A 21,481-nucleotide genomic window follows, 5' to 3' on the forward strand; every position below is an offset into this window, starting at 1 on the left:
TTGCCGGGTCGTCTAACGGTAGGACACTGGGTTTTGAGCCCAGCCATACAGGTTCAAATCCTGTCCTGGCAACGTAGTGCATGTGAAGTGGGATCGCTGGATGGTCCGATTGGTAGGGCACCGGGTTTGGGACCCGGATGGTGCCGGTTCGAGTCCGGCTCCGGCAACAATGGGAATGTGGCTCAGTGGTAGAGCAGCTGTTTGTTAAGCAGCCGGTCGAAGGTTCGATCCCTTCCATTCCCTCGATGGTGCCGTAGTTCAGTGGAAGAATATCCGACTGTCTATCGGAAGGTCACGGGTTCGAACCCCGTCGGCACCGCGAAGTATGCGACCTGTAGCTCAATGGTGAGAGCGCCTGCCTTATACGCAGTTGGTTGCTGGTTCAACTCCAGCCGGGTCGACGAATGATGGATCCCTGGCCTAGAGGTCGTATGGAAGACTACCCGCCTCTTAAGCGGAAGGTCCCGGTTCGAATCCGGGTGGGCCAACACGATGCGATCAGTAAGATGAACGAAGGAGTAGCTCCAATGGTAGAGCATCCGGTTGAAGACCGGACCGTGCAGGTTCGACCCCTGCCTCCTTCGCACATGGTGGGCCTGGTGCAATGGCAGCACGTCAGCTTGTGGAGCTGAAGGCAACGGTTCGATCCCGTTGACCCACCCCATGGAAGTCCGCCGGAGATGGTGAGCCGGGCCGGTCCGTAAAACCGGTGCCCTTGCGGGCTGAGCAAGTTCGAGCCTTGCGGCTTCCACTGAACGAAAGAAGAAAGCAACTTTAGAACGACGAACATGAAAGGACTGAAACTGCATGGCAAGGACCTCATCGCGATAGGCTTCCCCGAAGGCCGCGCGATCGGCATCGCCATCAACGTGATGCTGAAGCATCACCGCAAGACGAAGAAGGAGGACGTGCTCGATGAGCTCAAGCGCATCGCGGCCTCCCCCGATGCATACAGCGACCACGAACACTATGCACCCATCGCCGATGCCCTGACCGGTCGCGACCGCAAGACGGAAGCGCAGCACGAGCTCGTGGCACGCAAGGAATACCGCGCGTACGGCCTCGAGCACATCGAGCAGGGCGCCATCCACCAGATGGAAGTGGCGATGAAACTGCCCGTTACGGTGGCCGGCGCGCTCATGCCCGATGCGCACCAGGGCTACGGCCTGCCCATCGGCGGCGTGCTCGCCGTGGAGAACGCGGTGATCCCCTACGGCGTGGGTGTCGACATCGGATGCCGCATGTGCTTGAGCATCTTCAACGTTGCCCCGGAGGTGCTGCGGTCGCATCGCACGGACCACAAACGCCTGCTGAGCGAACACACACGGTTCGGCCGCGCCGTGCACGAGAAGCGCATGGACCATCCCGTGCTCGATCGCGACGAGTTCAGCACCATTCCCGTGGTGAAGCACTTGAAGGACCGCGCGTGGAGCCAGATCGGTTCCAGCGGCAGCGGCAACCACTTCGTGGAGTTCGGTGTGGTGGAGATCACCGGTGCGAACAACGAATTCGACCTCGCGCCCGGCAGCTACCTCGCATTGCTCTCGCACAGTGGTTCGCGCGGCCTGGGCGCGGGTATCGCACAGCACTACACGCGCGTGGCGAAGGAGCTCTGCAAGCTGCCTGCGGAAGCGCAGAACCTGGCGTGGCTATCGCTCGATAGCGCTGCCGGTGCGGAGTACTGGGCGGCGATGAACCTCGCGGGTGATTTCGCGAGCGCTTGCCACCACCAGATCCATGCGCGCATCGCCAAGGCGCTCGGTGAGAAGCCCGCGGCCGTGGTGGAGAACCACCACAACTTCGCGTGGAAGGAGATGCACGAAGGCCGGGAAGTGATCGTGCACCGCAAGGGCGCAACACCCGCTGGCAAGGGCGTGCTGGGCGTGATCCCCGGCAGCATGACGGCGCCCGGCTACATTGTTCGTGGCACGGGTGTGGCCGAGAGCATCAGCTCCGCAAGCCACGGCGCCGGCCGCTTGATGAGCCGCACCAAGGCGAAGGAGACCATCGACCCCAAGAGCGTGAAGCAGCATCTGGAAAAGCACGGCATCGAGCTGATCGGCGGTGGTATCGACGAGGCTCCGATGGCCTACAAGGACATCGCCACGGTGATGCGGAACCAACGTGATCTGGTCGAGGTGCTGGGCTCGTTCACGCCCAAGATCGTGCGGATGTGCGGCGATGGTAGCGCGGCGGAGGACTGATGGCAGGAACGATCGGCATGGACCTCGGAGGCTTTCCGACCCACGCTTATCGCTCCTCCATCCTTGCCATGCGTCGGAACAACCACGCCGTGAAGTCGTTGCCGGTGGCGCTACGCTCACGTTCTTCCTGGGTGCAGTCCCAGACCCAGTCGTAGGAGACCCCGAAGTCCTTGTGGACGGCCGTGATGTGGCAGCACGAACGCAGCGCGCGCACGGCCTCGCTGAACTCTGTTATGGAGAGCCTGCGGGGCAGGACACCGTAGTATCCGTTCTGGGCACCAAGGCTGTCGTTGGTGATGGGGATCTCGCCCGTGCTGTCGTTGTAGGGGTAGTAGCCTGACTTGCCTTTGCCCAGCAGCAGAACTAGCCGTTGTCCCTTGGCGATCTCGAAGCTGCGGGTGTCGCAGGTCCATTCCTTCCACTTGTCAACGTGGATGGTGCGGAGCGAGGTGTCGCCATGAAGGGTCTCTTGGATCCGGAAGGAATAGGAGCCGATGCCTTTGCTGATGATCTCGCCGACCACGATCAGCTCCGCGTTGAGGATGACGGACTCGATGTCCATCTGCATCTTCTTGGCCAAGCACGGCACGTTCACCAGAAGCGCCAGTGGCAAGGCCAGGTAGCGGGTGATGATCCCGCGGTGGCGGGACAAGTTGTTGAGCATGATCTCCGGGAAGTGGAAGGTGCTGCTGAGGATGTCCAATTTCTTCAGACAGCGGAAGTGGTATCGCCTTATTTCCACGTCTCATAGACCTTCTGCAGCGTTGCCGATGAGCCGCTGTATTGAAACAGTTCCGGCTGTGAGAGTATGGAATTCTTGACCAGCCTTTCGGCCTCCTCCTTCGCCCCGTTCTCCAAAAGAATGTTCAGGTGATTGAGCAGCATCCCGTAGTAGCTGCCAAGATGCCGATCGTTGTATGATTCCAGCTTCTTGTGTCCGACCCATTGAAAATCCGGATAGTCGAAATCGGCGTAGTGGAAGTATGGTTGTCCATTGACCTTGGGCAGCCTCTTGATCACCGACTTGGGATCACCTTTACGCGTGAAGGCCATCACCGATAGTCTGTCCCCACATGAGTGCATTAGGAAGAGGAAGAAGATGGCCTTCTCCGTTTCGTCTTGAAATCCGAGTTTGTCGACCTGAAAGTCGTACTTGCTCAGGTCCGCTTCATTGAACAACATGGATAGCGGCGCTGATATCCTGTAGTAGTAGTTGTCGAGCAACCATCGCTTGTCTACCGTGTCCTTGAGCACCCAGCCCATGATCTGCTCCTTTGGCACTTGTAGCGAATCCGGCTCGGCATTGTTGTAATGGAACTCTCGTACAGCATACCAAAAGACCAGTTCCTCGTGCGTGGGCCTGCGCAAGTAGGTAGTGTCAAGAACATCTCCTTTCAAGCCCTTGACCATCATCATCTGGCCAATGAAACCCTGAAAGCGACCGGAGGCGGTCTTTTGCATCGCCTTTAGGGTACTCTCCTTCTTCGGGACATTGTATTGCTCACAGATCGCCTTAAGCAGGTGGTGTTCCTCGGTGGTCAAGGTCACCTGACCCACGACGAACCCCCTCAAGAGAATCGCCATCAAGAACAGCGCGGTTGCTTTCATGCCTTCAAGGTTACCTCCCCCGCCTTCCGCAAATACCCCTTCTTCGCCTTCCGGATCCGACACGTCACCACCTTGTACTCCGGACACATCGCCAGTGAATCGCTCACGCTGCTGGTGATGATGTTCAGCATGATCTCCGGGAAGTGGAAGGTGCTGCTGAGGATGCCGGGCTTCACCTCGTCGGTGATGCGGGCCTTGATGTCCACCTTGCCGCGCGGGCTTTCCACGCAGACCATGTCGCCATCGACGATGCCGTTCTGTTGCGCGTCGGCGGGGTTGATCATCAGCACGTCCTCGGTGAGGATCTCACCGTTGCCGGTGCGGCGGGTCATGGCGCCGCAGTTGTAGTGTTCCAGCTCGCGGTTGGTGGTGATGATGTAGGGGTATTCCTTCTCGTTGGTGCGTACCTCAGGGCTCTTCTCCCAGTTGTTGAAGATGAACTTGCCGAGCCCGCGCTTGAAGGTGTCGGTGTGCAGGATCTTGGTGTCGGTGCCATCGGCGGCCACGGGCCATTGCTTGCCGTTGGTGCCGAGCTCCTCCCACTTCACGCCCTTGAAGAAGGGCACGATGCCGCTGATCTCGCGCAGCACCCACTCGGGGTGGTAGGTGGTCTTCTCGTTGCCGCTCCTGCGTCCGGTCTTCCGCGCATAGCGTTCCATGATGTCGCAGGTGATCTGGCCGTCGCTCTTGGTGCCCGGGATGGGTTCCACAGCGGCGTTCACGCGTTGGATGCGGCGCTCGCCGTTGGTGAAGGTGCCGCTCTTCTCCAGGAAGCTGGCGGCGGGCAAGACCACGTGGGCCATCTTGGCCGTCTCGGTCATGAAGAGCTCCTGCACCACGAAGAGCTCGAGCTCGCCGAGGGCCTTGCGCACATGCAGCGTGTTGGGGTCCGTCTGGCCCATGTCCTCGCCGGCAACCCAGAACGCTTTGAGGGTGCCATCGAGCATGGCATCGTACATCTGCGGGATCTTCTTGCCGGCCACGTGCGGCAGCTCCACGCCGTAGAAGTTCTCGTACAGGCTGATGTTCGCGGGTTCGTCCACCGCGAAGTAGCCGGCGCCCTGGTGCGGCTGGCAACCCATGTCGGCCGCGCCTTGCACGTTGTTCTGTCCGCGCAGCGGGTTCACGCCCACACCGCGGCGACCGATGTTGCCGGTCATCATCGCCAGATCGGCGATCTGCATCACGGTGAAGGTGCCCTGGTAGTGCTCGGTGACGCCCAGGCCGTGGAAGCTCATGGCGGCGGGACTGGTCGCGTAGGCCTTGGCGGCTTCGCGCACCAGGTCGCGACTTACTCCCGTCTCGCGCTCCATCGCAGCGATGTCCACGCTGAGCACTTCCTGCTTGAAGTCCTCCCAGCCTTCGGTGCGTTTGTCGATGAACTCCTTCTTCACCCAGCCCTCCTTCACGATGTAGTGCATCATCATGTTGAGCAGGGCCACGTTGGTGCCCGGCTTCAACTGCAGGTGGTACTTCGCGTAGCGGGCCAGCTCGGTGCGGCGCGGGTCGATCACGATGAGGGTCTTCCCCTTCATGATCTGCTGCTTGATCTTGGCACCGGTGACGGGGTGCGCGTCGGTGGGGTTCGCACCGATCACCATGATGGTGTGCGTGTCCTTCAGGTCGTCGATGCTGTTGGTGGCCGCGCCGGTGCCGAAGGTCTTCTGCATGCCGAGGGCCGTGGGGCTGTGGCACACGCGCGCGCACGCATCGATGTTGTTGGTGCCCACCTGCACGCGGAAGAACTTCTGCATGAGGTAGTTCTCCTCGTTGGGGCAGCGCGCGCTGCTCACGCCGCCGAGCGCGTCGGGGCCATGCTTCTCACGGATGCGGATGAAGCCGTCCACGATGAAGTCGTAGGCCTCGTCCCAGCTCACTTCCTCAAGAACGCCGTTGCGTTTGATCAGCGGTGAGCGCAGCCGCTCGGGGTGATCGTAGAACTTGAAGGCGTAGCGGCCCTTGAGGCAGGTGTGCCCCTGGTTCGCCTCCGCATCGTAGGGCGCGGTGATGCCGGCGATCTTGCCGTCCTTCACCTTCACCTCCAGGTTGCAGCCCACGCCGCAATAGGTGCACACGGTGCGCGCCACGCTGTCGGGCTTGGTCTCCTTGGCGCGGAACACATCGGTGATGGCGCTGGTGGGGCAGGCCTGCGCACAGGCGCCGCAGCTCACGCAGTCGCTGTCCTTGAACGATTCGTTGGTGCCTTTGACGATGTGGTTGTCGAACCCACGACCGGCCATCGTCAGCACGAATTCGCCCTGCACTTCGTCGCAGGCACGCACGCAGCGGTAGCAGCTGATGCATGCGCTGAGGTCGCTCACCATGTAGGGATGGCTCGTGTCCATCGGCGTGTCCAAATGGTTCTTCCCTTTCGGGTAGCGCACGCTGTCGATGTCGAAGCCGATCTGCTGGACGACGTTGTAGAGCTCGTTCTTGCCGTGGTCCTCGGTCTTGAGCCGCTCGGTGTCGTAGTCGGTGAGCACCAGTTCCACGATGTTCTTGCGCAGGCGCTCCATGCGCGGGCTGTTCACCGTGATGTACATGCCCTTGCCCACGGGGGTGTGGCAGCTGGCCATCACCTTGCTGGGTCCGTCCTCGGCCAAGGCCACCTCCACGGAGCACACACGGCAGCTGCCGAACGGCTCCAAGTTGGGCGCGTCGCAAAGTGTGGGCACCGGGTTCGGTCCCTTGTGCCGCTTCAGGAAGGCGAGCATCGTTTCGCCCTTGTTGATCGGGTAGGCCTTGCCGTCGATGAAGGCGACGTCCACTTCGGTGGCCACCTTGTTGGACGTGGCGGGTGCTGACTGGGTCTTCGCGACCGGAGCCGGAGAGCTGGAATGCTTGGCCTGTGGGAATGAACTCATGGCGGAAGGCTAACGCACGAATGTAGCAAGGTCTCCGGGGTGTCGCGACAACGCCTGACTTTTCAAGGAAGCTCAGCCGCTGGAACTTTCCGCAGATGGCGCCGATGTCACAGATGCCGCTACGCGGCTGCGAACCGTCGCCCTATCTGCGACATCGGCGCCATCTGTGGATGGAACTCTGCGGACCCGTGCCTGGTCCAGGCCTGGTTCATGACAACGACGTGTGAGAAGAAGATAGATGTCAAGTCCCCGTGGCGGTGATCTGGGTCAATGCCTTTGCCCGGCTGAGCGGCATTCATCATTTTCGTTCCGCGGGGTTAAGACGGACCCGCCCCAGTCGTCACCCATCGAACAACCTGGAATGAAACGCCTCATCGACCTGCACGCCATCGGCGAGCGCATCCAATTCAACGACGCCCGCGAGCGCACCAACGGGCGACGGAGCGAGGCCACGCTCAGTCTCGGCCCGGGCAACAAGGGGCCCGGCCCGCACATCCACATCGGCCAGGAAGAGGGCTTCAAGGTGCTCAGCGGGAGGCTCATCGTGCAGATCGGGAAGAAGGAAGTGACCCTGGGGCCCGGCGACAGCGCGGTGATCCGTTCCGGCGAAGTGCACAACTTCCGCAATGGCAGCGCCACCGAGCGGGTGGAGGCTGAGTTCTGGTACGAGCCGGCGCTGCATATCGAATGGATGCTGCAGTCGATGGGCGATGCGGCGATGGAACGGGGCGGCGATTGGAATAAGATGCCACCCCTGGCCGCCATGCACCTTTTATGGAAGATGCGGAAGGAATACCGCCTCGCTGGCATGCCCTTCTGGTTGCAAGACCTGATCTTCGGTGCGGGTGCCGGCATCGCGCGGCTCACCGGTGCGCACAAGCGGTGGCCGTTGCCCGCCGACCTGAAGTAACGCGGACCTCCTGTGTTTGGTCGGCGCATGAGCGACACCTGGGGCTCTCGCTTGTTGATGGGGTGCGGCTTGCCAACGATTTAAGCGACTTCGACCTCGGTGGCCACCGCTTTGCACGTTGAAGGCGCGGACCCGGTGCGCGCTACAGGAGGAGCGGAGGAGCCGAACTTGGCTTGCGGCGTGTTCATGGGCAAGGCGTGATGGATGACGATAACAGCGGTAGAATGGCGAGCACCACCGCGCCCGCACCGCAGCGCTCCACGGCACGGCCCGCGGGCCACCTAGCTTGCAAGCCCCCTGCCCATCGCTCAACCCATGACACCCCCAGTGATCAACCAGCTCGCCCGGCTCATACGGCAGGAGAAAGAAGGCCTCTTGAAGCGTTGGCGCGACCACGTGCGCCAGCTGCCTTCCGCCGCCCACTTGGACATTCCCACGCTGAACGACCACATCCCCGCCCTGCTCGATGAACTGGCCCAGGCGTTGGAGCAGCCGAGCGAGCGCACAATCACGGAATCCTTGAAGGAAGGGACGCCGCCCGAGCATGGCATCCAGCGGTTCGAGGACGGCTTCGACATCACGGAAGTGGTGTCGGAGTACAACATCCTGCGTGGCAGCGTGCACGATCTGGCGCAGGAGAACAGCCTGTCCCTGGAAGGAAAACCGTTCCACATCCTGAACCGGGTGTTGGACCAGGCGATCGGGCTGGCGGTGAAGACGCACGCCGAGCAACAGGCCCTGGCAGTGAAGCAACGCCGGCAGGAGTACCTGGCATTCGTGGCGCACGACCTGCGCAATCCGCTCACGGCGATCTCCCTGGCGGCGAGCGTGCTGGAGATGACCTTGCAGGAGCAGATGGGGAACGCGGAAAGCGCCCAGATGATCAAGACGCTGCACCGCAACGTGGGCCAACTGGAAGCCCTAGTGGCCAAAGTGCTCGACGAGAACAACGATGAAGGGACCGAAGCAGGGGTGCAACCCGTGAAGCGGCACTTCGACCTATGGCCCTTGGTGCAGGCGATCGTGCACGACATGAAGCCGGTGGCGCTAACCGCGGGCACCAAGCTCATCAATCTGGTCTCCGACGATCTGGTGGCGTTCGCCGATTCCGGACTGTTGCGTCGCGTTTTCCAGAACCTGCTCAGCAATGCGCTCACATACTCGCCCGGGGGCGAGGTGCGGATCGGTGGACGCACCAACGGTGAGGACGGGGCCGTTGAGTGCTGGGTTGCGGACAACGGTGCCGGTATACCCACGGATCGACTGGTGGCGGTGTTCGAGAAAGGTGAAGGTGACGCCGAGCGCGAAGAGAGCACGGGACTGGGACTGGCCATCGTGAAGAGCTTCGTGGAAGCGCACGGCGGCGATGTGCGCGCGGAAAGCCCGGAAGGCCACGGGACCACCATACGGTTCGTGCTGCCCGGCACGGTCGAAAACACTTCCCAGTAGGCCGCCGTCTTGCTTTGTCGCTTTAACGCTCCTTTCCACGACCGGTCCTGCCCATTCCATCCACAAGGATCCCCCTGCAAGCAACGTTCGTAGCGCCCATTCGGTCTATTCCCCGGTACTTTCGGGAACCCTGGCCCACCGTGCGCGCTTTTTTCTCCATAACCATCCTGTTCAGCCTCTTGGGCGCCATGGCCCAAGGACCGGTGGTGCGCTTCACGGAGAACAAGGGACAATGGCCTGGGCAGGTGCTGTACCGGGCGATGATCCCCGGCGGGGCGCTCTTCGTGGAGCGCAATGCCATGACCTACGTGCTGACAAAGGGTGGCGAGCACCTGCACCACGGACATGATCATGCGGGTGAAGTCCCGGAACCGAGAAAGGCCCACGCGTACCGTGTCACCTTCGAGGGAAGTCGTGGTGGTGTGGGCGAAGGCAAGGTGAAGCAGGCGCACTACGAGAACTACTTCCTGGGCAACGACCCGGCGAAATGGGGAACGGGGTGCGCGGTGTACGGCGAGGTATGGGTGAAGGGGATCTACCCGGGCATCGACCTGCGCATTGATGGCAGCAAGGGGTTGAAGTATGATCTGTTGGTTGACGCCGACGCGGATCCCCGAAGGATCAAGATGCGGTATGAGGGTCAGGATGGCCTTTCATTGTCCGGCGGTAACCTGATCGTCCGCACAAGCGCAGGCACCGTTCAGGAAGACGCCCCAATTGCCTTTCAGGTTGGCATGATTTCCTGCGGGGATCTCTACCACAAAGGCGCCGATGAGTTAGCGTGCAAGGTCACTCGCCGTGAGGTGGGTAGTTCGTACTTACTGAAAGGGAACATCCTGGGCTTCGACCTCGATGACGACTACGACGATTCTTCGCCTCTTCTCATCGACCCCAACATCACCTTCGGCAGCTACAGCGGCAGCACAGCAGACAACTTCGGGTTCACTGCCACCTACGATGAGAGTGAGCACCTGTACGGCGGTGGCATCGTGTTCGGCGTGGGCTACCCTACCACGTTGGGCGTGCTGGATGCATCGTTCAATGGCAATAGCATCGATGTGGGCATCAGCAAGTGGGCCCCCGATGGCACCAGCTTGATCTGGAGCACCTACCTGGGCGGCAGCGACGGCAATGAGAGCCCGCACAGTATGGTGGTGAACGCCAACGACGAGCTCTTCGTGTTCGGCAGCACCGGCAGCAGCGACTTCGCCGTTACGCCGGGCTGCTTCGACAACAGCTTTGATGGCGGCACGGCCATCGACAACTTCGGAACCGGCTGGGCGGGCATGCTCGGCGGTTACGGCTACTTCCACATGAACGGCGTGGACGGCTATGTGGCCCACTTCAGTGCCGATGCGACATCACTGATCGGCTCCACCTACATCGGTGGGTCGATGAACGATGCGCTGAACAACACCGTGCCGCTGGCGCACAACTACGGTGATGCGTTCCGCGGGGAGATCGCACTGGACCTGAACGGAAATCCCGTGGTGGCCACCAGCACCGAGAGTACCAACATCCCCACGACCCCCGGCGCGCCGCAAGCCGCATCCGGCGGTCAGCAGGACGCTTATTTCTGCCGCTTCAACCCGGCGCTGACGACGTTGATGTGGGGCACTTACCACGGTGGTTCGTTGGACGACAGCGGGTTCGGCGTGCAGTTCGACAGCAACGGGCAAACGTTCTGCACCGGTGGTACCAACAGCAGCAACCTGCCCCTGGGCGGTTCGCCGTTCATCAGCACGTTCAGCGGCACCTGCGATGGTTACGTGGTGCGCTACAACGCCAGTGGAACCGCTCGCTTGAGCGGCACCTACCTCGGCACGAGCAACTACGACCAGACGTATTTCGTGCAGTTGAACCTGGCGGATGAAGTGTTCGTGGTGGGCCAGACGCACGGTGCGTATCCGATCACCCCGGGGAAGTACAGCAACCCCGGCAGCTCGCAGTTCATCCACAAGCTGTCGCACGACCTGAACGCGTCGCTGTGGAGCACGCGAGTCGGCAACGGCAACGGCAATGAGGACATCGCGCCGAGCGCCTTCCTGGTGAGCGACTGCGGGCAGATCTACTTCAGCGGCTGGGGCGGCACCACCAACAGCAACGCGGGCAACCCGGCCAGCACCACCACCGGATTGCCCACCACGCCAGGCTGTTTCCAGTCCGGCACCAACGGCAGCGATTTCTACCTCATGGTGCTGGAGCCTGAAGCGATCGCGCTCAACTACGCCACCTTCTTCGGCGGCATGACTAGTGCCGAGCACGTGGACGGTGGCACGAGCCGTTTCGATAAGAAGGGCAACGTGTACCAGGCGGTGTGTGCAGGGTGCGGCGGCAACAGCGACTTCCCAACGACCCCGGGCGCGTGGAGCAACACGAACAACAGTTTCAACTGCAATCTGGGCGTTTTCAAGTTCAACCTCAGCCAGGTGTTCGCGGTCATCAGCATCAACGGCCCCAACCAGATCTGCCTGGGCGATACGGTGTCGTTCAACAACAACAGCGTGGGCGGCACCGAGTACGACTGGTCGTTCGGCGATGGTACGTTCAGCATCGACTTCGAGCCGTTCCATGTGTACGCCGATACCGGCACGTTCACGGTGATGATGATCCTGAGCGACACCACGCTGTGCATCCCCAGCGACACGGCTTTCCTCACGGTGGAAGTCCTGGCGCCACCGGTCGCGTCAGTTGATCCAGCGCCTTCGATATGCGTGGGCGACAGCGTGCAACTGCAGGCGCACGGCGGTGGCACGTACAGCTGGAACCCGGCCGCTGACCTGAGCAATGCGACTATCGCCGATCCATGGGCCAGCCCGAACACCACGACTACTTATGTGGTAAGCGTGACGAACCAGTGCGGCACCGACACGGCCAGCGTGGTGGTGGACATCAGTTTGCCTGCCGGTGGAGCGGGCCCCGATACGTTGATCTGCATCGGTGGCAGCGCGCAGCTGAGCGCAACCGGCGGCGGCAGCTACCAATGGTCGCCCGGTGCCACGTTGAACAACACCACCGCACAGGACCCCATCGCCACACCGTCGGACACCACCGACTACATCGTTACCATCACCACGCCGGGCGGTTGTGTGATCCAGGACACCACCACGGTGTTCGTGCAAACATCATTGCCCGTGCCGGTGCTCAACGACACAGCGACCTGTCCGAACAACCCCGTGCAACTGCAAGCGAGCGGTGCTGATAGCTACGTGTGGCAGCCTGATCCGGGCATCACCACGCTCAATGTGCCGGATCCCTTCGTGACGCCGCCCGCACCGATGTACTACGTGTGCGCCTTCAGCAATGCGTGCGGCACGGTGCTCGATAGCGCCTTCGTGGACATCGTGATCGTAGTGGCCGACGCGTGGCCTGATACCATCATCTGCCCCGGCGAAACGGTGACGCTCTTTGCCACCGGCGGCAGCACGTACGCATGGACACCGGCTGGTTCGCTCAGCTCGCCTTCTTCAGCAACCACCGATGCAACGCCCCCGTCGCCTACCACTTACCAAGTGGTGGTGACCGGTCCTGCGGGTTGCACCGATACCGCCTATGCCTTTGTCGACCTCTTCCCCATGCCGTGGGTGTCGGCGGGCAACGATGTGACGATCGACTTCGGTGATGTGACGCAGCTGAACGGCACAGGCGAAGGGGTTGTGCTGTGGACGCCCGATGCCTTCATGATGGGCTGCACGGATTGTTTCGATCCGTGGGTGAACCCCGAAACGACGACGCTCTACACCATCGCGCTCACCGACTCCAATGGCTGCAAGGCCATCGACCAAGTGCTGGTGATCGTGGACGGCTCGCTCTACGTGCCCAACACCTTCACGCCCGACGGTGATGGCGTGAACGACAACTTCTATGCTTTCGGGCTGGAGATCGACGACTTCAAGCTGATGGTCTTCAACCGCTGGGGCGAGCAGATCTGGGAGGGCAATCACATCCGCGAAGGATGGAACGGTACGTACAGCGGCGTACAATCGCCCATCGATACCTACGTGTGGAAGCTGGAGTACAGCGAGCTCAGCGGTGAGAAGCACAAGCTGATCGGGCACGTGAACCTGGTGAGGTAGAGCTCACGGCTCAGGCCATTCCCAATCATCCAGCCGTCCTATGAAGTCATTGTATGCGCTACCTTCATATCCCTCGTTGAACGGATCGATACCAAAAGTCTCCAGTGCCTTCAGCGTCTCAAAAACACCGCCCACGAACTCGTCTGCGAGCATTCGGGCAATGATCTCGCGATCCGAAATGCTCAGACGGCCTAACAGTAGATTGATCTCATGCTGTTCAGGGATGAAGTCCGGATTGGCATTCGAATTCCAGACCCCGCTTCGGACGCGATCAGGTCCGATTTGACCCTGTCCTTGAAGGCTATCGCGTACCATTTCGTCTATGAATTCGCGATAGAGCTTGGGCTTTCGGATTGGACTCATGAGGAGTTCGGTTGTCAGGCCAGTTCAGCCCGCACCAAGTTCGAAAATAGCGGGCACCTCGGACACCAGGCACGCCTGAACCAACTGCTCCCCCACCATTGCCAGCCACTCCATCACAGCGCTGCGGAGCAGCAGTTCAAAGGTCGGTCCGCTCCGACTCACCTACCGCGCGACCTGCGCACGCCCCCTGGCATCAGCCTACCGAAAGGGAACCGTCTTCGCCCATGGTGGATGAGCAGCACTTCAACGATGTCGGGATCGAGCAGACGGTACATCATCCGGTAGTTGCCGATGATCGACTCGCGTACGGCGAACATTCCGATCTCCGGAACCATTCGGCCCGGCGTTGTCACCGTGGTTAGGCGTTCCGCTTCGTTGTAGAACAACCGCACCTGGCGGTCGGCATACCGAACGGAGTCCTGTGCGATGTAGGCGCGGATCTCCTCGATGTCGCGGATAGCCTGCGCCGTAAACCTTACTTGAGCCATTTGCCATGGCGCTTCTTCGCCTCAGCCAAGGTGAGCGTGCGCCCGGCAGCGCTGTCGGCCAAGGCCCGCTCCATCTTTTCCAGGATGATCATCCGATCCACCACGTCATCCACGCTGAACCGGTCGGGAAGTTCCTTGATGGACCGCAGGACTTTCTTCTTGTCGAGGAGGTCAACTGGTTTCCGCATGCGACGAAAATAGCACCCGACGCACGCTACACGAACCTCTCCCTCCCCGCCGCCAACCACTCCAGTGCTGCTCCGCTCAAGCACATTTCCTTCTTTTCATCGCTCCATGGCATGCTGCGGATGAGCGCGCCGGGCTCCAGTTCGCCGAGCGGGAAGGGATAGTCGGTGCCCATGGCGATGCGGTTGGCGCCGAACATGTCGGCAACGATCTCCAGCATGCGCGGATCGTGCACGAGCGAGTCGAGCCAGAAGCGGCCGAGGTAGTTGGTGGGCGCCACGTTGTTGTCCACGGCGCACAGGTCGGGGCGCACCTCGAAGCCGTGCTGGATGCGACCCAACGTGGCGGGGAACGAACCACCGCCGTGCGCGAAGGCCACACGCAGCTTCGGGCATTTCTCGAACAGTCCGCTGAAGATCATGCTGCTGATGGCGAGCGCCGTTTCCGCCGGCATGCCCACCAACCAAGGCAGCCAATACTTGTCCATGCGCTCCTTCCCCATCATGTCCCACGGGTGCACGAAGAGCGCCATGCCCAGTTCCTCCATCGCTTGGAAGATCTGCAGCAAGCGCGGCTCACCGAGGTTCACACCTTCGATGTGCGTGCCCACCTGGATGCCTTCAAGACCGATCTTCTTGCAACGCTCGAGCTCCTTGATGGCGAGGTCGGGTGCTTGCATGGGCAAGGTGCCCAAGCCCACGAAGCGCTTCGGGTACTTGTGCACGATGCCCGCGATGTGGTCGTTGAGGAACCCGCTCAGCGCAAGGGTGTCGTGCGGCTTGGCCCAGTAGCTGAACATCACGGGCACGGTGCTCAGCACTTGCACGTGCACACGCTGCGCGTCTGCCTCACCGATGCGCACAACTGGATCCCAGCAATTGGCCTGCACCTCGCGGAAGAACTTATCGTCCATCATCATCCGCGCGCAGCCCGGCCGGTGATGGTCAAGATGGATGAAGCCCCGGTACCCGAAGCGGCTCCCGAAATCGGGGATGTGCTCCGGCAGGATATGCGTGTGGATGTCTATCGTGAGGAACTCGGCCATTGCGCGGATCAAACGAAGCGCGGGTCCGTCTCCATCACATGCCCGCACTTTTTGCAGGTGCGGTGCTCCACGCTGCCGTAGAACTCACGGAAGCGGGGCAGGAAATCCTTCTCGATGTTGTGCAGCACGAACTTGTATTCGTGCAACAGGTTGTTGCACTGCTCGCAGTACCACTGGAGACCATCGAGCATCTCGCGGTCGTCGCGCTTCACTTCAATGACCAGTCCCACGGTGTTCGGCCCGCGGCGCGGCTGGTGAGGCGTGCGACCTGGCAGCAGGAACATCTCCCCTTCCTTGATGGGGATCGTCACCGCCTTGCCGTCCTCTTGGATACCGACCTCAATATCGCCCTCGATCTGGTAGAAGAGCTCCTCGGTCTCGTTCCAGTGGTAGTCCTTGCGCGCGTTGGGGCCGCCCACGATCATCACGATGTAGTCGCCGGCCTCCACGTACAGGTTCTTGTTGCCGACGGGCGGCTTCAGCAGATCGCGGTTGTCAGCGATCCACTGCTTAAGGTTGAAGGGACGGCGGATGGGCATGCTGTTGAATGGACGGCCAAAATAGGCCGCCTAAAGCCCAACCGACCGGTTACAGGACAACGGAGAAGACCTTGCGCCCCTCCGGCCACTGCACCAGCACGCGGAAAACGCCGTGCTGCCCGCCGGTAGCGATAGCCACTGGAGAACCTGCACTGAACGCCAAGCGCTCCTGCGCCACCACCCGGCCGCTCGCATCCCAAACGCCAACGGTGGCTGCGCCGATGTCCGAGGGGGCGACCAACCATATCCTGTCCTCCTGCACGCGGGGAATGCCCCATTGATCCTGGTCATGTTCCGGAAGCCCCATGCAGAGCTGCACATCAACATCGGCGCCCGTAGTGCTTACTTCAAGGCATTGCCCGGTACTGGTAACGTTGAGGATGTCCTCCATGGGTGCAACGCCCACCAGGGCGCCGTTGTGGCTGATCCCGTACACAGTGTAGAGATCCACCGCCATCGTATCGAAATCGATCACCCCGGTCACCTCGCCGATGATCCGCCCTCCGAGATGTGTCAGGATGAACGTGTATTGTTCCGCCGAGGTGGACGTGCTGCCGAACCCGATCACATCAGGTATGCCGTCGGCGCAGATCGTGACGGAAGGAAAGCCCTGGTCCGTCGTTACATCACCCCCATCACAAACAGGGACCGTGCCATCGCCGCTCAAGCAGATGGTGAACAGACCACCGCTCCCGATATCCGTGTTCGTGAAGAAGCGGATGAGATAGTCCGTGGCCGTGGAAACCGGCACGACATACTGGGCGTTCGTGGCACTATCGCAAAAGAGCGTATTACCGCCGCAACCATCAAGGACTTCAATACCCCATTCGTCGATCGTGAAGAACGTGACATCAACCAGGATCTCCACGTTGGCGCCGCTGTTGAAAGCATACCAGATGTCTTTGAAACCCGTGGTGGTGCTGCTGCACGCGGGGATCCCGCTCTGGGTAGCATCCACGGTGTTGCCCGCCCACCCGGCACCCGGGCATTGGCCCAACTGGTTCACGGGCAGAACGGTCGCAGCCGAACATTCATCGTTGGGCGGTTGGGCCGCTGCAAGAAGCACGGTCAATAGGGCGACGAAGAGCAGAAGTGTTCTCATGTGGGAGGTCTTTTCCGAAGGGTCACAAGGATAACCATAGCCGCGGAATAACACTCCCATGTTGGTCCAGTGCATCGACCAAGCCATGTGACAGCCCGTACCGGACCGTACTTCGCCCCTTGCCTGCGGCAGGTAGACCCACGGCCCCATGCTCTTCAACAGCCTCGACTTCCTCTGCCTTCTGGTGCCCACGTTCGTGCTGTACTACCTGCCGCTGCTGCACCGCTGGCAGCTGCACCTCATCGTCATGGGCAGCTTCATCTTCTACGCGTACAGCGCACCTTGGCTCCTTGCCCTTCTGGTGTTTTCCATTGGCATCAACATATGGGCAAGCCATGCAGTGGTGTTCGGCGATCCCGGGCGACGGAAACTGTACAGTACGCTGGGAGTGGTGTTGAACCTGCTGGTGCTGGCCGTCTTCAAATACAGTCCACTGGTCGGCCGATCGTTCTTCGATACGGGCCATGGGGTGGGCCAGTTCCTGGTGTCGATACCCCTTCCCGTTGGGATCAGCTTCTTCACGTTCCAAGGGATCAGCCTCGTGATCGACGCGTACAGGAGCAAGGACGTAGCGGCCTACCGGAGCATCGTGGCGCAGGGGATGTACCGGCATGCGCTGCGCACTACCACCTTCATCGCCTTCTTCGCGCAGCTCGTTGCAGGCCCTGTGGTGAAGGCGCACGACTTCATGCCGCAGATCGCCACCAAGTACTTCACGCGCATCGACTGGGAAAGAGCCGTGGGCGCGTTGGTTGTGGGTTATTTCCTGAAGATGGTCATCGCCGATAACCTCAGCGAGCAGACCTTCTGGCTCACGTATCCCTACTTCAAGGGACTCTCGTCCATCACGTTGCTGGCCCTGCTGTTCGGGTACAGCATGCAGATCTTCGCCGACTTCGCGGGCTACTCGCTCATCGCCATCGGTCTGGGCCATCTGTTCGGCTACACGCTGATGACGAACTTCAACTTTCCCTACCTCTCGCGCAGCTTCAGCGAGTTCTGGAAGCGCTGGCACATCAGTCTCAGCAGCTTCCTGAAGGAATACCTGTACATACCGTTGGGCGGCAACCGCAAAGGACCGGTGCGCACCTACATCAACCTGATGTCCACCATGGTGCTCGGCGGCCTGTGGCACGGCGCCGCATGGAGCTACGCCATCTGGGGTGCTTGGCACGGCGGCATGCTGGCGGTGGAACGCCTGCTGCAGGACAAGTTCGGCGGACCGTTCAAGGTGCCGAAGCTGCTGAGCACGCTGTTCATCTTCATCTGCGTAACGCTGGCGTGGCTGCTGTTCAAGCTGCCGGAGTTCGATCACGTGATCGCGTACATGCAGTCGTTGGCCGGCAATTGGAGCGGGGCCGACCTGCAGCCGCTCGTCCTGTTCTTCATCGGCCTGCTGAGCATACCGGTGGTGTGCTACCACCTGTTCCACTACGGGAACGAAGCCAAGGCTGCGGCGCGGCGCGCGCGTTGGCAACCGTATGCGTACGGCATCATGATCTTCCTCCTGCTCGTGAACAGCGGCAGTGGCGGGGCCTTCATCTACTTCCAGTTCTAGGCCATGTTCAAACGCATGTTCATCACGTTCGGTGTGCTGGTGGCAGCGTACGCGGCACTGTTGAAGTGGATGCCCGTGACGTACGATACCGGCCAGCACCTGCAGGGCAGCAACCGCATCAAGGCCGAAGGCTATCTCTATGGTGAAGGCGCCGCACCGAACGATGTGATCGTGGGCAGCTCGCTGGCCTTCCGCATGGTGTCCGACAGCTTGCCATCTGGCACCTATAACCTGGCCGTGGGCGGACTGAGCTTGCAGGAAGGATTGGACCTCATCAGCAAAAGCGGACGCTGGCCGAAGCGCGTGTTCGTGGAGGCCAACATCCTCTTCCGCAAGTACGACCAAGGATTCATGGACAAGGTGAGCGACCCGGTGATGATGGCCGCGCGGGAGAAGGTGCCGATGCTCCGCGAGAAGAACCAGCCCAGTGGCTGGCTCTTCGGTTGGGTGAAACAGCGCGCCAAAGAACAAGTGGGTGCGGACGGAGCCGCCAGCACCGAGCTGGACGGCAACACGGAAGTGGCCGGGCGCTTCATGCTCGATGAGCAGTTGGAGCACTACAAGCGCATCCCCGGGGAAGACACCGTTCAGCAGCACCTGGAGCGCTTGGCCTCTTCGGTGGCCGAACTGGAGCGGCACGGCACGCACGTGGTGTTCTTCGAAATGCCCCTCGATACGCGCCTGATGGAAATGCCCCTCGCCGAGGCATCACGGGCACTCATCGCAAAGCACTTCCCCGGGAATGCCTACGTGCAGCCTGATATGGCCAAGGGCTACATCACCACCGACGGCCTGCATCTGCGCAAGGAGAGCGCCGCCCGCTGGAGCGGCGACTTCCGGCGGATGACGGAAGGCGCGTTACAATGAAAAGGGCGGCCTTATCAGCCGCCCTTCTTGTGGAGAATACCGGAGTCGAACCGGTGACCTTCCCGCACGTGGTGCGGGACGCTCCAGCCAAGCCATTGTAAAAGGGAGGGGCCGTACAACCTGTAAATGCGGCCAACGAGGTTGTGCGTATCCCAGGACAGCGCATCTAAATGTGTCCGATAAAAAAGGAAAGGGCTGCCTCATATTGAGATAGCCCCTGCTGTGGAGAATACCGGAGTCGAACCGGTGACCTTCCCGCACGTGGTGCGGGACGCTCCAGCCAAGCCATTGTAAAAGGGAGGGGCCGTACAACCTGTAAATGCGGCCAACGAGGTTGTGCGTATCCCAGGACAGCGCATCTAAATGTGTCCGATAAAAAAGGAAAGGGCTGCCTCATATTGAGATAGCCCCTGCTGTGGAGAATACCGGAGTCGAACCGGTGACCTTCCCGCACGTGGTGCGGGACGCTCCAGCCAAGCCATTGTAAAAGGGAGGGGCCGTACAACCTGTAAATGCGGCCAACGAGGTTGTGCGTATCCCAGGACAGCGCATCTAAATGTGTCCGACTAAAAGGAAAGGGCTGCCTCATATTGAGACAGCCCCTGCTGTGGAGAATACCGGAGTCGAACCGGTGACCTTCCCGCACGTGGTGCGGGACGCTCCAGCCAAGCCATTGTAAAAGGGAGGGGCCGTACAACCTGTAAATGCGGCCAACGAGGTTGTGCGTATCCCAGGACAGCGCATCTAAATGTGTCCGACAAAAAAAGGAAAGGGCTGCCTCATATTGAGACAGCCCCTGCTGTGGAGAATACCGGAGTCGAACCGGTGACCTTCCCGCACGTGGTGCGGGACGCTCCAGCCAAGCCATTGTAAAAGGGAGGGGCCGTACAACCTGTAAATGCGGCCAACGAGGTTGTGCGTATCCCAGGACAGCGCATCTAAATGTGTCCGACAAAAAAAGGAAAGGGCTGCCTCATATTGAGACAGCCCCTGCTGTGGAGAATACCGGAGTCGAACCGGTGACCTTCCCGCACGTGGTGCGGGACGCTCCAGCCAAGCCATTGTAAAAGGGAGGGGCCGTACAACCTGTAAATGCGGCCAACGAGGTTGTGCGTATCCCAGGACAGCGCATCTAAATGTGTCCGACAAAAAAAGGAAAGGGCTGCCTCATATTGAGACAGCCCCTGCTGTGGAGAATACCGGAGTCGAACCGGTGACCTCTTGCATGCCATGCAAGCGCTCTAGCCAGCTGAGCTAATTCCCCAGAATGCCAACCCGTTTTTGGAACGGGAGCGCAAGTTTAGCATGATCCGCCGGAACTGGAGCACCTTTGTCACATGCCACTCTCCGGTTCCCTTATCGAACGGCTGTGCGAAGACCTGGCGCACCATACCGGCCATGCCGTGGACATTGAACGCGAAGTGCCCCTGGGTGGTGGGAGCATCAATGACTGCTACCGGTTGGACACCGATGCCGGACGCTTTTTCGTGAAGGTGAACGCGGCCGATCAGCACCCCAGCATGTTCGAGGCGGAGGCGGACGGGCTGCGCAGGTTGGGTTCCACCGGGGCGGTCCGTGTACCCACGGTGATCGCCGTTGGAGAAGACCACGATGACAGTTACCTGCTGTTGGAACACATCGATGGCGGGCCCAAGTCCACTGCGTTCTGGGAAGCATTCGGGCGTTCGTTGGCGCAGCTGCACAAGAACACCGCGCCTTCGTTCGGACTGGAGCGGAACAACTACATCGGCACACTGAAGCAGGTGAACACGCCCTGCGCAACATGGCCGGAGTTCTTCATTGCCCACCGCTTGGAACCACAGGTGATGATGGCGCGCGACCGCAAGCGCTTGGGCGATAGCGATGTTCTGCGGTTCGAGCGCTTGTGCACGAAACTGCCCGATCTCTGTCCCGAAGAACCGCCCGCTCTGATCCATGGCGACCTGTGGAGCGGCAACTTCCTGTGCGATGCATCAGAACGGCCCGTGCTCATCGACCCGGCGGTGTACTACGGCCATCGGGAAATGGACATCGCCATGACAAGGTTGTTCGGTGGATCCGACGATGCCTTCTACGCTGCCTACAACACTGAACGGCCCTTGGAGAAAGGTTGGCAGGAGCGCCTTGATGTTTGGAACCTCTATCCCTTGCTGGTGCACGTGAACCTCTTTGGCGGATCGTACTTGGGCCAAGTGGAAACCATCCTTCACCGATTTACCTGA

General features: G+C 60.9%; 16 protein-coding genes and 10 tRNA genes. 16 read left to right on the plus strand and 10 right to left on the minus strand.

Annotated elements, in window-relative coordinates; all coding sequences use genetic code 11:
- Position 1: 1 nt before the first annotated feature.
- The 10 genes from IPJ76_07050 to IPJ76_07095 all read left to right on the plus strand — a co-directional run bounded on the left by IPJ76_07050 (position 2) and on the right by IPJ76_07095 (position 2,204).
- Positions 2 to 72: transfer RNA gene (locus IPJ76_07050), tRNA-Gln, on the plus strand.
- A 22-nt stretch (positions 73 to 94) separates the two neighbouring features.
- Positions 95 to 167, plus strand: a tRNA-Pro gene (locus IPJ76_07055).
- Positions 168 to 171: 4 nt separating this feature from the next.
- Positions 172 to 243, plus strand: a tRNA-Asn gene (locus IPJ76_07060).
- A 4-nt stretch (positions 244 to 247) separates the two neighbouring features.
- A tRNA-Asp gene (locus IPJ76_07065) sits at positions 248 to 319 on the plus strand.
- A gap of 9 nt (positions 320 to 328) precedes the next feature.
- Positions 329 to 401: transfer RNA gene (locus tag IPJ76_07070), tRNA-Ile, on the plus strand.
- Positions 402 to 416: 15 nt separating this feature from the next.
- Positions 417 to 488, plus strand: a tRNA-Lys gene (locus tag IPJ76_07075).
- A 24-nt stretch (positions 489 to 512) separates the two neighbouring features.
- Positions 513 to 584, plus strand: a tRNA-Phe gene (locus IPJ76_07080).
- Positions 585 to 590: 6 nt separating this feature from the next.
- A tRNA-His gene (locus IPJ76_07085) sits at positions 591 to 664 on the plus strand.
- A 1-nt stretch (position 665) separates the two neighbouring features.
- Positions 666 to 751, plus strand: a tRNA-Tyr gene (locus IPJ76_07090).
- A gap of 37 nt (positions 752 to 788) precedes the next feature.
- A complete protein-coding gene (locus IPJ76_07095) occupies positions 789 to 2,204 on the plus strand; it encodes an RtcB family protein (protein QQR87973.1) in 1,416 nt (471 codons plus the stop codon).
- A 46-nt stretch (positions 2,205 to 2,250) separates the two neighbouring features.
- Here IPJ76_07095 and IPJ76_07100 read toward each other — a convergent pair whose 3' ends face one another.
- The 3 genes from IPJ76_07100 to fdhF are packed head-to-tail and all read right to left on the minus strand — an operon-like array spanning position 2,251 to position 6,676.
- Positions 2,251 to 2,946, minus strand: coding sequence for a hypothetical protein (locus IPJ76_07100; GenBank protein ID QQR87974.1), 696 nt, complete (start codon positions 2,944 to 2,946; stop codon positions 2,251 to 2,253).
- The gene (locus IPJ76_07105; protein QQR87975.1) at positions 2,937 to 3,812 is read right to left on the minus strand and encodes a hypothetical protein; all 876 of its coding nucleotides are present in this window, start codon (positions 3,810 to 3,812) and stop codon (positions 2,937 to 2,939) included. The genes IPJ76_07100 and IPJ76_07105 overlap by 10 nt, the downstream gene beginning before the upstream one ends.
- Positions 3,809 to 6,676, minus strand: a complete 2,868-nt coding sequence (fdhF, locus tag IPJ76_07110; GenBank protein ID QQR87976.1) for a formate dehydrogenase subunit alpha — start codon at positions 6,674 to 6,676, stop codon at positions 3,809 to 3,811. Before fdhF ends, IPJ76_07105 begins: the two co-directional genes overlap by 4 nt.
- Before the next feature lie 361 nt (positions 6,677 to 7,037).
- On the opposite strand from fdhF, the gene IPJ76_07115 reads away from it, so the two are divergent.
- The 3 genes from IPJ76_07115 to IPJ76_07125 all read left to right on the plus strand — a co-directional run bounded on the left by IPJ76_07115 (position 7,038) and on the right by IPJ76_07125 (position 13,111).
- Complete coding sequence (locus IPJ76_07115; protein ID QQR87977.1) at positions 7,038 to 7,586, plus strand: cupin domain-containing protein; 549 nt, start codon at positions 7,038 to 7,040, stop codon at positions 7,584 to 7,586.
- Positions 7,587 to 7,937: 351 nt separating this feature from the next.
- Positions 7,938 to 9,035 (plus strand): sensor histidine kinase, encoded by a 1,098-nt coding sequence (locus IPJ76_07120; protein ID QQR88414.1) that lies wholly within the window; start codon positions 7,938 to 7,940, stop codon positions 9,033 to 9,035.
- Positions 9,036 to 9,175: 140 nt separating this feature from the next.
- Complete coding sequence (locus IPJ76_07125) at positions 9,176 to 13,111, plus strand: gliding motility-associated C-terminal domain-containing protein (GenBank protein ID QQR87978.1); 3,936 nt, start codon at positions 9,176 to 9,178, stop codon at positions 13,109 to 13,111.
- A gap of 3 nt (positions 13,112 to 13,114) precedes the next feature.
- Here IPJ76_07125 and IPJ76_07130 read toward each other — a convergent pair whose 3' ends face one another.
- The 6 genes from IPJ76_07130 to IPJ76_07155 all read right to left on the minus strand — a co-directional run bounded on the left by IPJ76_07130 (position 13,115) and on the right by IPJ76_07155 (position 16,834).
- Positions 13,115 to 13,426, minus strand: coding sequence for a hypothetical protein (locus IPJ76_07130; protein ID QQR87979.1), 312 nt, complete (start codon positions 13,424 to 13,426; stop codon positions 13,115 to 13,117).
- 206 nt (positions 13,427 to 13,632) lie between these two features.
- Entirely contained in the window at positions 13,633 to 13,962 is a 330-nt protein-coding gene (locus IPJ76_07135; protein ID QQR87980.1) for a type II toxin-antitoxin system RelE/ParE family toxin, read from the minus strand.
- Positions 13,950 to 14,150 carry a hypothetical protein gene (locus IPJ76_07140; GenBank protein ID QQR87981.1) on the minus strand — a complete coding sequence of 67 codons (201 nt, stop codon included), beginning with the start codon at positions 14,148 to 14,150 and terminating at the stop codon, positions 13,950 to 13,952. The genes IPJ76_07135 and IPJ76_07140 overlap by 13 nt, the downstream gene beginning before the upstream one ends.
- A gap of 26 nt (positions 14,151 to 14,176) precedes the next feature.
- Positions 14,177 to 15,193 (minus strand): amidohydrolase, encoded by a 1,017-nt coding sequence (locus IPJ76_07145; protein QQR87982.1) that lies wholly within the window; start codon positions 15,191 to 15,193, stop codon positions 14,177 to 14,179.
- Between the two features lie 8 nt (positions 15,194 to 15,201).
- A complete protein-coding gene (locus tag IPJ76_07150; protein ID QQR87983.1) occupies positions 15,202 to 15,732 on the minus strand; it encodes a 3-hydroxyanthranilate 3,4-dioxygenase in 531 nt (176 codons plus the stop codon).
- A gap of 49 nt (positions 15,733 to 15,781) precedes the next feature.
- A complete protein-coding gene (locus tag IPJ76_07155; GenBank protein ID QQR87984.1) occupies positions 15,782 to 16,834 on the minus strand; it encodes a hypothetical protein in 1,053 nt (350 codons plus the stop codon).
- A 148-nt stretch (positions 16,835 to 16,982) separates the two neighbouring features.
- Here IPJ76_07155 and IPJ76_07160 point away from each other — a divergent pair, with 148 nt between their 5' ends.
- Together IPJ76_07160 and IPJ76_07165 are read left to right on the plus strand one after the other, a co-directional pair.
- Positions 16,983 to 18,392 (plus strand): MBOAT family protein, encoded by a 1,410-nt coding sequence (locus IPJ76_07160; protein QQR87985.1) that lies wholly within the window; start codon positions 16,983 to 16,985, stop codon positions 18,390 to 18,392.
- 3 nt (positions 18,393 to 18,395) lie between these two features.
- Positions 18,396 to 19,259 carry a hypothetical protein gene (locus IPJ76_07165; protein QQR87986.1) on the plus strand — a complete coding sequence of 288 codons (864 nt, stop codon included), beginning with the start codon at positions 18,396 to 18,398 and terminating at the stop codon, positions 19,257 to 19,259.
- A gap of 1,190 nt (positions 19,260 to 20,449) precedes the next feature.
- On the opposite strand, the gene IPJ76_07170 is transcribed toward IPJ76_07165, so the two are convergent.
- Positions 20,450 to 20,523, minus strand: a tRNA-Ala gene (locus IPJ76_07170).
- A 73-nt stretch (positions 20,524 to 20,596) separates the two neighbouring features.
- Here IPJ76_07170 and IPJ76_07175 point away from each other — a divergent pair.
- A complete protein-coding gene (locus IPJ76_07175) occupies positions 20,597 to 21,481 on the plus strand; it encodes a fructosamine kinase family protein (protein ID QQR87987.1) in 885 nt (294 codons plus the stop codon).

The organism is Flavobacteriales bacterium, from assembly GCA_016699575.1.
Lineage (GTDB): Bacteria > Bacteroidota > Bacteroidia > Flavobacteriales_F > PHOS-HE28 > PHOS-HE28.

Coding starts and splice junctions, on each gene's coding strand:
- IPJ76_07095 (QQR87973.1), top strand. CDS start 789: ATGAAAGGACTGAAACTGCATGGCAAGGACCTCATCGCGATAGGCTTC.
- IPJ76_07105 (QQR87975.1), bottom strand. CDS start 3,812: ATGAAAGCAACCGCGCTGTTCTTGATGGCGATTCTCTTGAGGGGGTTC.
- fdhF (QQR87976.1), bottom strand. CDS start 6,676: ATGAGTTCATTCCCACAGGCCAAGCATTCCAGCTCTCCGGCTCCGGTC.
- IPJ76_07115 (QQR87977.1), top strand. CDS start 7,038: ATGAAACGCCTCATCGACCTGCACGCCATCGGCGAGCGCATCCAATTC.
- IPJ76_07130 (QQR87979.1), bottom strand. CDS start 13,426: ATGGTACGCGATAGCCTTCAAGGACAGGGTCAAATCGGACCTGATCGC.
- IPJ76_07135 (QQR87980.1), bottom strand. CDS start 13,962: ATGGCTCAAGTAAGGTTTACGGCGCAGGCTATCCGCGACATCGAGGAG.
- IPJ76_07140 (QQR87981.1), bottom strand. CDS start 14,150: ATGCGGAAACCAGTTGACCTCCTCGACAAGAAGAAAGTCCTGCGGTCC.
- IPJ76_07145 (QQR87982.1), bottom strand. CDS start 15,193: ATGGCCGAGTTCCTCACGATAGACATCCACACGCATATCCTGCCGGAG.
- IPJ76_07150 (QQR87983.1), bottom strand. CDS start 15,732: ATGCCCATCCGCCGTCCCTTCAACCTTAAGCAGTGGATCGCTGACAAC.
- IPJ76_07155 (QQR87984.1), bottom strand. CDS start 16,834: ATGAGAACACTTCTGCTCTTCGTCGCCCTATTGACCGTGCTTCTTGCA.
- IPJ76_07160 (QQR87985.1), top strand. CDS start 16,983: ATGCTCTTCAACAGCCTCGACTTCCTCTGCCTTCTGGTGCCCACGTTC.
- IPJ76_07165 (QQR87986.1), top strand. CDS start 18,396: ATGTTCAAACGCATGTTCATCACGTTCGGTGTGCTGGTGGCAGCGTAC.
- IPJ76_07175 (QQR87987.1), top strand. CDS start 20,597: ATGCCACTCTCCGGTTCCCTTATCGAACGGCTGTGCGAAGACCTGGCG.